Raw genomic sequence first — 12,950 nt, 5'->3', positions numbered from 1 at the left:
ACGGGCCGGGCGTTCGTAGGAACGCCCGGCCCGTGACGACGGGATTCAGCAGCGGGTCACGCCACCGGGGTGTACTTGTAGCCGACCCGGCGGACCGTGACGATGCTGTCGCGGTAGGCCGCGCCGAGCTTGCGGCGCAGGCGCGCCACGTGCACGTCCACCGTGCGGCCGTCGCCCACGTGGCCGTAGCCCCAGACGGCGGAGACCAGGTGGTCACGGGTGTGCACCCGCTGCGGGTGCTCGGTCAGGTGCGCCAGCAGCTCGAACTCCAGGTAGGTGAGGTCGAGCAACCGCCCGTCGACGTAGGCGTTGCGCCGCTCGGTGTCGACCGAGATGCCGTGACCGGCGGGCCGGACCGGGCGGGCGGCCTGCGGCTGGACCTGAGCGCGGGGCTGGGTCGGGTCCGGCGCCTGCGCGGCGAGGAGCGGGGCGCCCTGAACGTGCTGACCGGGGCCGACCGCGGCGGCCCCGCCGCCGAGCGGCGCGCCGCCCTCGGCGGGCACCAGCACCAGGTAGCCGACCATCGGGTGGCCGGCCGAGGCGCCGAACTGCGCGCCGTACTGGGCCAGCAGGGCCTGCGGCAGCGCCCCCTGCGGGAGCGCGGCGACGACGGTGGCCCCCTCCGGCAGCGCGGCGAGCAGGGCCTGCGCGACCTGGCCGCCCTGCGGCGCCGGGGCCGCGGCCGGGGCGGGCGGCACGAAGTGCGACGGCGCCTGGCCGACCTGGTGGTGCTGCCCCGGCTGGTGCTGGGGGGCGGCGGGGTGCGGCGGGATCGTGGCGCCGTGCCATCGTTCGGCGCTCGACGGGACGGAGCGGACCGCGCGCAGGTGCGGGGTCGCGGCGGGAAGGGGAAGGGTGGCCGTGGAGGAGGAAGACATGGTGCCGCTCATTTCGCGCGTGACGGACGGGGTGGAGTCGTCTGCGCGTCGACCGGGTGTACTGCCGGGGGCTGAACCGAGGTCAGCGGACGGCGGGCCGGGACGCGCTGGGCGAGCCCGGACACGTCTGGTCGAACAGGTGCGGCTGCCGGGACGGCCAGAACGGCTCAAGGTCGAGGTGACCTCGGCTGCTGTCCACGACGTTGCTCATGCGCCCATTCAACCATGTGAACGGACCGTTGCACCGCACGCGGTGCGACGCTCCCGGCACGCCGACGGGCACGGCGGCAGCAGGGGTGGTGATGGGGCGGGCGAGGTTCACTGGTGGTCTCCGCGAGAGCGGGCATGGGAAACGGCGGCACGGCCGGACCGGCGTCCGGTGCGGCCGGGCCTAGGGATTGACGAAGCGTCAGAGGTGCGCTTCACGACCGGGTGGGCCGCGAGGCCCGTCGGGCTACCGGGAGGCCGGCCGGTCCGTCACCGACAGCAGGCGCTGCAGATCAGCGCGTGGTCGATGTACCGGCGGATCGTCAGGGCCGGCGTGACCGGGGCCGGCGCGGCCGCGGCACGGCGGTGGTCGACGGTCACGGTACTGCCCTCCCCCTGGTCCTGGACGCGGTCGCGTGAGCGGTGCGTCGTGGTGCGCCGCCGGTCTTCCCGCGGCGTTCCGGTGTGCTCCGAGGCATCCCGAACCGCAGGGCCGGGCGGCCTTCGTCCAGAGCCTTCCACGCCGGACCCGGTCTAGGCAACCTTCCGACCGGCGGACGTCCGGCATGCGGACGTCCGAATGAGACGACGGCTCCGGGCGGCCGCCGGCGGCCGCCCGGGCTCCCCGGCGTCTGCGCCGGGCCCGATCGGCAGAGCACCGGTCAGGCCCGGCCCGCGCCGCCCCTTCGCTGTGCGCCGACGTGCTCGACCAGGGCGACCAGCACGTCCTTGCCGTCCTCGCGCCGGCGGGCGTCGCAGAGCAGCACCGGGATCCCCGGGTCCAGGTCGAGCGCGTCCCGGACCTCCTCGGCGGCGAACAGCTCGGTGCCGTCGAAGCAGTTGACGGCCACCACGAAGGGGATGCCGCGCTGCTCGAAGAAGTCCACCGAGGGGAAGCAGTCCGCCAGTCGGCGGGTGTCGGCGAGCACCACCGCACCGAGCGCACCGCGCGCCAACTCGTCCCAGACGAACCAGAACCGGTCCTGCCCGGGGGTGCCGAACAGGTAGAGCGCCAGCCCGGCGCGCAGGTCGATCCGGCCGAAGTCCATCGCCACGGTGGTGGTCCGCTTGGCCTCCACCCCCGCGGTGTCGTCCACCGGGCGGCCGAGTTCGCTCAGCTCCTCCTCGGTGCGCAGCGGGCGGATCTCACTGACCGAGCCGACCAGCGTGGTCTTGCCCGCGCCGAAGCCGCCCGCGACCAGGATCTTCACCGCGACCGCCGGACCACCCCGCCAGGGCGGGTCGTCGGCCGTGGCACCGGCGGCGGCGTTCTCGTGGTGGTCAGAGCGCACGGAGTCCATTGATCACGTCTCGCAGCAGGCGCTCGTCCGGCAGCTCGGCGAGCGGAACGGGTCGGGTGACGCTGATCAGCTCGGCGTCGTAGAGGTCGCCGAGCAGCACGCGGACCACACTGACCGGCAGGTCGGTGTAGGAGCCGAGCTCGGCGACGGACAGCGGCTCGCGGCGGCACCAGGTCAGGATGGTCTGGTGCTCCGGGTCGAGCACCAGCGCGGGCACCGCCCCGGCCCGGGGCCCGGGTTCGGCGACGGTGATCAGCGAGATCAGGTCGAACAGGCCGTCCTCGACCGGGCGGGTACGGCCCCGGGTCATCGAGTACAGCCTCACCACCGGACCGGCCTCGTCGTCGAACCACCGGTCGTCGACCGGGGTGCGCGGCTGGAACAGGTCGACCCCGGACTCGTCCCCGGCCGGGGCGTCCTGTTCCAGCTCGGGCTCCTCCTCCGCCATCGGGCCGCTCATCTCCCCGGCGGGGCGGCTTCGGTGCGCGGCTCGGCGGCCATGTGCTCGCCGACCCGCTTGACCAGCAGGGCCATCTCGTAGGCGATCTGGCCGATGTCGGCCTCGGCCTCGCTCAGCACCGCCAGGCAACTGCCGTCGCCGGCCGCGGTGATGAAGAGGAATGCCTCGTCCAGCTCGACCATGGTCTGGCGGACGCCGCCGACCTTGAAGTGCCCGCCGGCGCCCTTGGCCAGGCTGTGGAAGCCGGCCGCGACGGCGGCCAGGTGCTCGGCGTCCTCGCGGTCGAGGTCGCGGGAGGCCCCGGTGGCCAGCCCGTCACTGGACAGGATCACCGCGTGCCGCAGGGCCGCGACGCGCCCCACGAGATCGTCGAGAAGCCAGTTGAGGTCCCCGGACGACTGCGTCGAAGTGGTCATGAATCTCTTCCTTCCGCTGGAGCGGGTGGTGCGGGTGGTGCCTTCACTGCGGGTGCTGCAGGTGGTGCCGGTACCGCGGGTGTCGAGGGTGCTGTCTGTGCGGGGCGCGGGGCGGGCGACGCGCCCGGTACCCAGCGGGCGAGCGGGGCCCGGTCGCCGGGCGGCGGGGCGGGCAGGGCCGCCGGGGCCGGGGCCGGTGCGATCGCGCGCCGGTTCGGGTCCGGCGGCTGCCACGCGGGCACGGCGTCCGGCCGGGCGGGCGGGACGGAGGCGGCCGAACCGCGGCCCCGGGTGAAGCCGCGCTGGAAGGAGGCGAACGTCGCCCGCGCCTCCTCCGGCGAGCGCTCGCGGGCGGTCTCGGCGGCCGACCGCTCGGGCTCCTGGACGGCGCGCTCCCGGAGCTGGGGCGCGAGGCTGGCCTGCCGGACGCGGCGCGGCAGCGGACCGGGCCCGCCGGCGGGAGGACCGTCGGCCGCCCGCCCGGCGGAGGGCTGCTCCGCCGGGGGCTGCGCTGCCATGGATCGCCCGGCCTCGGGCAGCCCGACCGGGGGCCGACCGACCGAGGACAGCCTGGCGGAGGGGACGGCGGCCGGCGGCTGCTGCCCCACCGGCGTGCGGTCCGGCACACCGGCGGTACCGGCGTCCTGCGGTCCGGCCTCGGCGCCCTCCGGCGCGGCCAGGCCCTCCCGGCGGTGACGGCCCGGGCCCCGGACCGCCTCGTCCGGCGAAGCCGTGACCAGCGTCGGCCCGGTCCTGTTCCGCGCCCGCCGCGGCAGACCGCCCGGGGTACGGGTGGTGTCGGGCGCCGACGGCCGCGGGCCGCCGCTCCCCCGGTGCCGTCCGCCCTGGTCGGACGCGGTCCCGACGGCCCGGCGGGCCTCCGGCCCCGGCCCGCCGTCGGCCGCGTCGCTCGCACCGCCCGCCGTACCCGCGCCGCCCGGCGGCGGCACCACGACCAGATCGCGCTCGCCCTGCCCGGCCGGCACCGCACGCCGGCCGGGAGCCGCCCCGGCCGGCGGCCCGTCCGACGCCTCCGCCAGCAGCTCGCGCGGGATCAGCACCACCGCGGTCGTCCCGCCGTACGGCGACGGCCGCAGGTGGACCCGGATGCCGTGCCGGCGGGCCAGCCGGCTGACCACGAAGAGGCCCAGGCGGTCGGTGTCCGCGAGGTCGAACTCCTGCTCCACCGCGAGGCGCTCGTTGATCTCGGCGAGCGCGAGTTCGCTCAGCCCGAGCCCCCGGTCGTCGATCTCCAGCGCGAAGCCGTGGGCCACCACCTCGCCCTGGACGGTCACCTGGGTGCTCGGCGGGGAGTACACCGCGGCGTTCTCGACCAGCTCGGCGATCAGGTGGGTGACGTCCGCGACCGCGCTGCCGAGCAGTCCGGTGCCGGGGAACGGCCGGACGATCACCCGCGCGTAGTCCTCGACCTCGCCGACGGCGGCACGGACGACGTCCACCATCCGCACCGGCTTGCGCCAGGCCCGGCCCGGGGAGCCGCCCGCCAGGATGATCAGGCCCTCGGCGTGGCGGCGCATGCGGGTGGTGAGGTGGTCGACCTTGAAGAGGTCCTCCAGCTCCGCCGGGTCCTCGGTGCGGCGCTCCATGGTGTCCAGCAGCGTCAGCTGGCGGTGCAGCAGCACCTGGCTGCGACGGGCCAGGTTGACGAAGACCGCGGAGACGCCGCGCCGCAGGTCCGCCTGTTCGACGGCGGCCTCGACGGCGGCCCGCTGGACGGCGTTGATCGCCCGCCCGACCTGGCCGATCTCGGCCGAGCCGAACTGCAGCTCCGGCGCCTCGGTCGCGACGTCCACCGCCTCGCCCTTGCGCAGCCGCAGCATCACCGAGGGCAGCCGGGTGCCGGCCAGCTCGTTGGCGGCGTTGCGCAGGCCGATCAGCTCGCGGGCCAGGCCCCGGCCTATTCGGTAGGAGATCATCACCGACAGCACCACCGCGACCAGGCCGATCGCACCGGCGATGCCGCCGCGCCAGAGCAGCCCGATCGCGTACGAGCGCTCCCGATCGCCGATCGCCCCCGCCAGCCGGGTGTTGATGGCGGCGAGGTCCCCCAGCGCCCGGTCGGCGGTCTCCCGCCAGGAGTCGCCGTTGATCGCCTGGACCACCCGCTCCGGCCCGCCCGCGCCCACGAAGTCGGCCTCGGCGCGGGACAGCGCCGCCCAGGCCTCGCCGCCGCGCAGCGCGATGTAGTCGCTCTGGTCGGCCGGGTCGAGCTCGGCGATGTAGACGGTGAACAGCGCCTGCTGGTTGTGCAGGGCGTCGATCGCGACCTGGTACTGCTCGGCGGTGGGCCGACCGGAGGCGGTCCTCAGGCCCTCCATCGCCGCGTCCTCCTGGGAGAGGTACTCGCGGGCCCGGGCCAGCTCGATCAGGATCGTCCCCTGGCGCGGCAGCTGGCCGCTCTGGCGGGCGACGAAGGCGGACCGGAAGCCGAAGGTGGGCTTGACGAGGTCGCTGTACTGCCCGAGCGCGAACTCCCAGTTGAGCGAGGAGCGGTTGATCTGGCTGCGGAGCGGGGTCAGCTGGTCGGCGGCCGCGAGGATCTGCAGGTACCGGCCGCGCTGCGCCGCGTCGAGCTTGCCCCCGTCGTCGGTCTTCTTCAGCCGCAGCGTCACGAGGTCCCGGTCGGTGACGGCCTGGGCCTGCTCGAAGGCGTCCCGGGCGGCCCGCGAGCTCGGGTCGGCCAGCCGCTGGACGGCGGCGCGGCGCTCGTTCTGCAGGTCGTACGCGTACTGGTCGACCGGCTTGCCGAACTCCTTGTACGTACTGCTGACCGCCAACTGGCTCCAGACGTCACCGGTGGTGGCGAGCGTCGCGTACACCCACAGGGCGGTGAGCGCGACGATGGGCACCAGGAGCAGCGCGATGATCTTCGCGCGGATCGAGCTGCTGCGCAGACGCATGGAGTCCTCGGTCGGGAAGTGCCAGGCGCGGACGGGGAGCGGTTCGAAGGGGCGGTCGGCAGAGGCGGGCTGGCGGTGGCGGTGACGGTGACGGTACGGCGGGGGTGGTGCGGGGTGGTGCGCGACCTCGGGCGAGGCCTTCGAATGGGGCCTTCGGGTGGGGCTGTCGTTCGGGGTCGCTCTCAGGGGCTGTGGACCAGGGTGGCTCACGGCTGTCAACCAGGGCTTTTGTCCTGGTTTCCGGCGGTCGGACCAGGCCGGTCGGCGAGGCCTCGGCCGCAGGTCTGCGAGAGCCTACTACGCCCTGACCACTCGTTCGAGGGTCGAACCCGCCCTCTCCCGACCCCCGGCCCGATGATGTCCGAATGATCCCTGTCATCCCGGATTCACCCCTCGGCCGCCCACCCCCGGCCATCCCCCGCCGCGGCACTTTCCCTACGGGCCGGTGCCGATCTCGTCGCGTCACGGTCACACCCCTGGGCAGTGACAGAGCAATCCGATAGTTTCGCTCCACCTGCCCGACCGTTCAGCGCGCCGCCGATCCGGACGCCCGTACGGGCCCGGCAGGCAGGGGCCACAACGGGATCGGGGGCAATGTGCGCGAGTTCAGCTCCCCCGCACCGACCGGACCACCGGCCACCGGCGGGCTGGCCGACTCGCTCTACGACACCGCCGAACGCATGTCCGGCCTGGTTCAGCTGGCCCGCCGGACGGACGGCGACCCGCAGTGGCACGAGGTCACCGCGACCGCCTTCCGGGACGAGGTGCTGGCGCTCGCCAAGGGCCTGCTGACCCGGGGCGTCCGGTACGGCGACCGGGTCGCGCTGATGTCCCGCACCCGCTATGAGTGGACGCTGTTCGACTACGCGCTCTGGTCGATCGGCGCGATCACCGTCCCGATCTACCCGACCGCGGCGCCCGAGCAGGTCCGCTGGATCCTCGCCGAGACCCAGGCGGTGGCCTGCCTGGTCGAGGACGAGGACCACGCCATGACGGTCGGCGCGGTCTGCGACGCGCTCCCCGACCTCACCGGCATCTGGCAGTTGGACCGGGGCTGCGTCGACTCGATCACCGAGGACGGCCGCGGGGTGCCCGACTCGCTCGTCCACCGCCAGCGGCTCGGCGTCGCGGCCGAGAACGTCGCCACCATCGTCTACACCTCCGGGACGACCGGCCGCCCCAAGGGCTGCATGCTCACCCACGCCAACCTGGCCTCGGCGGCCGATGCCCTGCTGGACGGCTGGGCCGAGGTCTTCGCGGACACCGGCGGCGGCCAGCCGTCGACCCTGCTCTTCCTCCCGCTGGCGCACGTCTACGGCCGGATGGTGCAGATCGCGGCGATCCGCGGCGGCTTCCGGATCGGGCACATCCCCGAGGTCTCCACCGAGGCCCTGCTGCCCGCGCTCGCCGCGTACCGGCCGACCTTCCTGCACCTCGTCCCCTACGTCTTCGAGAAGGTGTTCCAGCAGGCCCGGCGGGCGGCCGAGGAGGCCGGGCGGGGCGAACTCTTCGAGCAGGCCCGGCTGGTGGCCGTCGAGTGGGCCACCGCCCGCGAGCAGCGCGCGCTCGGCCACGGCCCCGGACCGGGCCCCCGGCTGCGGCTGCGCCACCTGGCGTACGAGCGGACCGTCTACCCGCGACTGCGGGCCGTGCTCGGCGGCCGGGTGCGCGGCGTGATGTGCGGCGGCTCGGCCCTCAACCGGGAGCTCGCCCTCTTCTTCACCGGCATCGGCCTCAGCCTGTACGAGGGTTACGGCCTCACCGAGACCTCTGCCGCGATCACCGCCAACCCGGCCGGCCGGCAGAAGCTCGGCACGGTCGGCCGCCCCGTCCCGGGGGCCTCGGTGGCCATCGCCGACGACGGCGAGGTGTGGGTGCGCGGCTCCGGCGTCTTCGGCGGCTACCTCAACCACCCGAGCTGCACCGAGGAGTCGCTGTACGACGGCTGGTTCGGCACCGGCGACCTCGGCCGGCTGGACGAGGACGGCTACCTCACCCTCACCGGGCGCAAGAAGGACCTGATCGTCACCAGCAGTGGCAAGAACCTCGCCCCGGCCACGCTGGAGGAGCGGGTGCAGGCGCATCCGCTGGTCTCGCAGTGCCTGGTGGTCGGCGACGACCGCCCGTACGTGGCCGCGCTGATCACGCTCGACCCGGCCGCCCTGGCGCACTGGCTGAAGTCGCACGGCCGGGAGCAGTTGGACCCGTGGGCGGTGCTCTCCGACGAGCAGTTGCACGCGGAGATCCAGCGGGCGGTGGCCGCGGCGAACACCGCCGTCTCCCGCGCCGAGTCGATCCGCGCGTTCCGGCTGCTGCCGCGCGAGTTCGGCGTCGACCAGGGCCTGATGACGCCCTCGCTGAAGCTGCGCCGAGCGGCGATCACGGAGTACTACCGGCCGGACATCGACGAGCTGTACAGCTCCTGACGGTCCGTCTCGTCCTTTTTGCGGTACGGAGGACAGCGGGCTCACGGCACGTCACTCCCTTGACGATCCGAGTGGTCCAGTCCATTGTTTTGCCTCGGTCTGAGTGCGGCACGCCCACGGCTCCCGCCCCTCGGGGAGCGCTCCACCCCGTTCCACACGCCCTCCCCACGGGCGTGTCCTCCACTGCCCCCACGCAGGAGTCCTCACGTGTCCATGTCCTCACGCCTGTCGGCGCTCGCCGCCTGCACGCTGCTCGCCGTCTGCGGTCTCGCGGCCCCGGCGTCGGCCTCGACCTCTACCTCGGCCGATTCCGCCGGACCGGTCGGGGCCGCGGCGCCCGCCGTCAACCTGGCCACCAACCCGGGCTTCGAGATCCCCGCCTCCTCGCTCGCCGACTGGGGCAGCGTCCCCGGCTGGCGCTGCACCGGCGGCCCCGCCGAGGCGTCCGCCACCACCACCGCCCCGCACTCCGGCGGCTCCGCCCTCGCCGTCACCCCGGCGAACGACGACTCCAATGGCGAGTGCGCGCAGACCGTCTCCGTCCGGCCCGGCACCACGTACACCGCCTCGGCCTGGGTCCGCGGCGCCTTCGTCCACCTCGGCGTCACCGGCACCGGGCGCGATGTCGCCCCCGCCTGGACGGCGACCACCAACGGCGGCTGGCAGAAGCTGACCACCCGGTTCACCACCGGTCCCGACGCGCGCACCGTCCGGCTGTACGTCCACGGCTGGTACCAGCAGGGTCCGTTCGCCGTCGACGACGTCCGGGTGGACGGTCCGGCCCCCGCTCCGGCCACCGCCGCCGGCTCGGTGCCGACCAGCGACCGGGTCGTCTTCTTCACCGTGGACGACGGCTGGCAGCGCACCCCCGAGGCGGAGCGGTTCATCGCCGACCACCAGCTGCCGATCACCGCGTTCCCGCTGCCCATGCCGGCCGCCACCGACCCCGACTTCTTCCGCCGCGTCACCGCCGTGCCCGGCTCCTCCATCCAGGACCACAGCGTCTCCCACCCGGATCTGACCACGCTCAGCCCGGCCGAGCAGCAGGTCGAGATCTGCGACGCCCGCGACGCCCAGGTCCGCACCTTCGGCACCGCCCCGACCGTCTTCCGCCCGCCGTTCTTCGCCTGGAACGCCGACACCCTGCAGGCCGCCGCCAACTGCGGCATCCAGCACCTGCTGACCGCCGACGCCGACTTCAGCTGGGGTGCCTCCAACATCTGGCACGAGGGCACCCTGTCCCCCGGCGACGTCGTCCTGATGCACTGGACCGACACCCTCGCCGGGGACCTCCAGCGCGCCCTCGCCGCCGCCGACACCGCCGGCCTGAAGCCGGCCGGCCTGGCCTCCTACCTGCGGTAGCCCCCGACCCGCGTCGCCGCTCCCCCGAGGGAAGAGCGGCGGCGCGCACCGCCCTCGATCCTGATCGAGCTCGTTGACACGGGGTGGGCGGGTGACTGTAATGGGGGGCGTGCAGCGCGGTGTCGGCCAAAGAGAACTGGGCCGGCCGGCGACCGGGCGGGCACCTCGACCGAGGGACGATGCGCGATGAGTTCTCACTCCGCTTCCCTGATCTGACCCGAGCGGCTGCGGCGCTGCCCGCACGCCCGCTTCGGTCCGTTGCGCTCGTGCGATGCGGCGCCGTGGCCTCCACTCCCCATGCACCGGAGACTCCACAGGCGTATGCCCATGTCATTCAACCAAGCGATCATCGAGGAATTCCGAACCAACGGCGGCGAGGTCGGCGGCCCCTTCGAGGGCGGCGACCTGCTGCTGCTCACCACCACCGGCGCACGGACCGGACAGGACCACACCGTGCCGCTCGGGTACGTCCGCGCGGACGGTCTGCTGCTGGTCGTCGCCTCGGCGGCCGGGGCGCCGGACCACCCCCAGTGGTACCGCAATCTGCTCGCCCACCCCGTGGTCCGGGTGGAGCTCGGCGCCGAGGCGTTCGAGGCCGTCGCGGTGCCGGCCGAGGGCGCCCGGCGGGACCGACTCTTCGAGGCGGTGGTCCGGGCGGCCCCCGGGTACGGCGACTACCAGGCGCACACCGCACGGGTGCTGCCGGTGGTGGCACTGGAACGGTCCGGGGCCGAGCCGCGCGAGGTGGCCGACCTGGCGGGAAAACTGCTGGAGGTGCACACCTGGCTGCGTGCCCAGCTGCGGCACGTCCGGGCCGAGACGGAGGCCCACTTCGCGGCCGGGCCCGCCGGTGACGGCCGGCCGCCGGGCCTCGGGCTGCAGATCCGGCAGCACTGCCTGGCGCTCTGCGCGGGGCTGACCCACCACCACACCGGGGAGGACGCCGCGATCTTCCCCGCGCTGGCGCGGAGCCACCCGCACCTGCGGGAGACGCTCGCCCGGCTGGGCGAGGAGCACCGTTCGGTCGGCCGGATCAAGGACGGGCTGGTGAAGCTGCTCGCCGGGATCGGGGTGGCCGAACCCGAGCGGTTCCGGGCGGAGCTGGCCCGGATGTCGGCCGAGCTGGAGGCGCACCTGGACCACGAGGAGCGGGAGCTGCTGCCGGTGCTCGCCGGCATCCCTTTCCCACCGGGGCGCTGAGCCGGGGCGGTGAGCCGGTGGGTTGAGCCGGTGGGTTGAGCCGGTGGGTTGAGCCGGTGCGCTGAGCCGGTGCGCTGAGCCGGTGCGCTGAGCGAGGCGCCGGCCGGTCCCGCCCCGGAGGTGGGCGGGACCGGCCGGCACCCGGGTGCCGCGCCGGCTAGACCTGCGCGGAGAACACCGGGAGGTAGCCGCCCGACTGCCCGGCGGCCTTCGGGTGGTAGCTCTCCTCGATGGGCAGGGTCGTGCTGTTCAGCCAGGTGGTGCCGGAAGCGCAGATCTCGTGCCCGGTGAAGGCGCTCCGGACGTCACCGAACGCGAAGCCGGCGTCGGCCGCCCGCTTGGCGATGACACCGTCGAGGACGTCCGCCGCGCTGTTGATGGCGGCGCGCTTGGTGTCGCCGATGCCGAAGATGCAGCTGCCGCCGACCTTGTAGAGGTGCGGGTAGCCCAGCACCACCACGCGGGCGTTGGGCGCCTTGGCGTGGATGGCCGCGTAGACCTGGTCGAGCTGGCCGGGCAGGGTGTTGTTGGCGTAGGTCTTCGCGGCGGCGACGGCGTTGAGGCAGGCGCTCTCCGAGTCCAGCACGCAGGTCTGCATGGTGCTGGCGAAGCCCGCGTCGTTGCCGCCGACGCTGATGCTGACGAGCGTCGTGCCGGAGTTCAGGACCGAGAGCTGGTTGTTGAGGACGTCACCGGTTCTGGCACCGGAACAGGCGACGAAGGAGAAGGACGACGGCGCGTGCGCGTTCTTCCAGAGGTAGGCGTAGGCGTTGGTGCTGCGCTTGCAGCTGCCGCTCTCGCTCGTGTAACTGCCGGAGCCGAGGCCGGAGGCGTAGGAGTCGCCGAGGGCGGCGTAGTTCACGCCGGCCGCGTGGGCGGACGAGGCGGTGAAGAGGGTGGTCATCGTGAGGAGAGCCGCGAGGGCGGCCATGGACATGGCACGGGTGGGGCGTAGCATGACACCTCCAGGGGGTGACGTGAGTCACATCTGTGATACCAGGCAGTAGGGTGCTCGGTAAGTGGTCATGCCAAGGCAAATGACGGGCAGTCTGACGACGGTGGAGTGAACTCGGCGGCGGGATACGGCAAGTGCGCTGGTCAGGCCCCGGCGGCGCCGGTGTCGGGGTGCCCCGATCGAGGGACGGTCACGAGGCCGTCGCGCACTCACCCCCCGGTGCCGACGCCGGGAATCCGGGGCGGACGGCCGCCGGACGCCGCGCGGGAGCGGACACCGAGGCCCGCCGCTAGGCGCAGACGATCTCCAGCTCGAAGCCCTGACCGTTGATCAGGTGCACCGCCTCGCCGGTGTCCACCCGGACCGTCCACCCGGCCGCGAGGGCGGCGGCCACCGCCGCGCGCGAGCCGTGCACGGCGAGGTGGTTGAGCCCGGCGCGCAGGCGCTGATGACCGCCGGGGAGCAGCGCGGTCGACTGCTCGATCACCAGGTAGGCGGCGCCCAGACGCCAGCTGCGGCCCCGGGGCCACTGCTGGAACGGCTCGCAGCCGAGGGAGAGCAGCACCGGGGACCACTGCGCCTCGGCGGCGGCGAGGTCGTCCACCCAGAGCTCGACGTGGTGGAAGAGCCCTGCCGGGTGCGGCACCGTCACTCGGTCACCCCCCGCTCGCACGACGGCCGGGGGTGGGAGAGGCGGGGCGGGGGGGCGTCGGGGGCGGGGACGTCGGGGGCGGGGACGTCGGCGGGGGCGGCTCCGGCACCGGGGCCGGGGCGCGGGCCCGCGCCGGGGCCCGGACTGATTTTAACAACAGAAGCTGGCGACG

At 74.3% G+C, this 12,950-nt stretch carries 11 protein-coding genes; 3 read left to right on the top strand and 8 right to left on the bottom strand.

The genetic code is table 11. From position 1 onward, the window contains the following. Positions 1-56 precede the first annotated feature (56 nt). From ACFWA9_RS08100 to ACFWA9_RS08075, 6 genes are all read right to left on the bottom strand, one after another. The gene (locus ACFWA9_RS08100) at positions 57-878 is read right to left on the bottom strand and encodes a winged helix-turn-helix domain-containing protein (protein ID WP_380384455.1); all 822 of its coding nucleotides are present in this window, start codon (positions 876-878) and stop codon (positions 57-59) included. Positions 879-960: 82 nt separating this feature from the next. Continuing rightward, entirely contained in the window at positions 961-1,089 is a 129-nt protein-coding gene (locus ACFWA9_RS08095; RefSeq protein ID WP_329490566.1) for a hypothetical protein, read from the bottom strand. 658 nt (positions 1,090-1,747) lie between these two features. Continuing rightward, positions 1,748-2,296: an ATP/GTP-binding protein gene (locus ACFWA9_RS08090; protein ID WP_352291158.1), complete on the bottom strand. Its 549-nt coding sequence runs from the start codon at positions 2,294-2,296 to the stop codon at positions 1,748-1,750. Positions 2,297-2,366: 70 nt separating this feature from the next. Then, the gene (locus ACFWA9_RS08085; RefSeq protein WP_380384452.1) at positions 2,367-2,834 is read right to left on the bottom strand and encodes a DUF742 domain-containing protein; all 468 of its coding nucleotides are present in this window, start codon (positions 2,832-2,834) and stop codon (positions 2,367-2,369) included. Positions 2,835-2,842: 8 nt separating this feature from the next. Beyond that, positions 2,843-3,262, bottom strand: a complete 420-nt coding sequence (locus ACFWA9_RS08080; RefSeq protein ID WP_329490565.1) for a roadblock/LC7 domain-containing protein — start codon at positions 3,260-3,262, stop codon at positions 2,843-2,845. Beyond that, a complete protein-coding gene (locus ACFWA9_RS08075) occupies positions 3,259-6,183 on the bottom strand; it encodes a nitrate- and nitrite sensing domain-containing protein (protein ID WP_380384448.1) in 2,925 nt (974 codons plus the stop codon). The genes ACFWA9_RS08080 and ACFWA9_RS08075 overlap by 4 nt, the downstream gene beginning before the upstream one ends. Before the next feature lie 596 nt (positions 6,184-6,779). On the opposite strand from ACFWA9_RS08075, the gene ACFWA9_RS08070 reads away from it, so the two are divergent. From ACFWA9_RS08070 to ACFWA9_RS08060, 3 genes are all read left to right on the top strand, one after another. Next, positions 6,780-8,609 carry an AMP-dependent synthetase/ligase gene (locus tag ACFWA9_RS08070; RefSeq protein ID WP_380384445.1) on the top strand — a complete coding sequence of 610 codons (1,830 nt, stop codon included), beginning with the start codon at positions 6,780-6,782 and terminating at the stop codon, positions 8,607-8,609. Between the two features lie 213 nt (positions 8,610-8,822). Then, positions 8,823-9,971, top strand: a complete 1,149-nt coding sequence (locus tag ACFWA9_RS08065; RefSeq protein WP_380384443.1) for a polysaccharide deacetylase family protein — start codon at positions 8,823-8,825, stop codon at positions 9,969-9,971. Positions 9,972-10,292: 321 nt separating this feature from the next. Further along, positions 10,293-11,171 (top strand): nitroreductase/quinone reductase family protein, encoded by an 879-nt coding sequence (locus tag ACFWA9_RS08060; protein ID WP_352291132.1) that lies wholly within the window; start codon positions 10,293-10,295, stop codon positions 11,169-11,171. A gap of 157 nt (positions 11,172-11,328) precedes the next feature. Here ACFWA9_RS08060 and ACFWA9_RS08055 read toward each other — a convergent pair whose 3' ends face one another. Continuing rightward, a complete protein-coding gene (locus tag ACFWA9_RS08055) occupies positions 11,329-12,129 on the bottom strand; it encodes an SGNH/GDSL hydrolase family protein (RefSeq protein ID WP_380384441.1) in 801 nt (266 codons plus the stop codon). 286 nt (positions 12,130-12,415) lie between these two features. Then, the gene (locus ACFWA9_RS08050) at positions 12,416-12,772 is read right to left on the bottom strand and encodes a glyoxalase (protein WP_380384439.1); all 357 of its coding nucleotides are present in this window, start codon (positions 12,770-12,772) and stop codon (positions 12,416-12,418) included. Positions 12,773-12,950 lie beyond the last annotated feature (178 nt).

It is taken from the genome of Kitasatospora sp. NPDC059973, from assembly GCF_042737525.1.
GTDB lineage: Bacteria > Actinomycetota > Actinomycetes > Streptomycetales > Streptomycetaceae > Kitasatospora.
The sequence above is the reverse complement of the archived record's forward strand: the minus strand, read 5'-3'. Positions and strand labels throughout refer to the sequence as shown.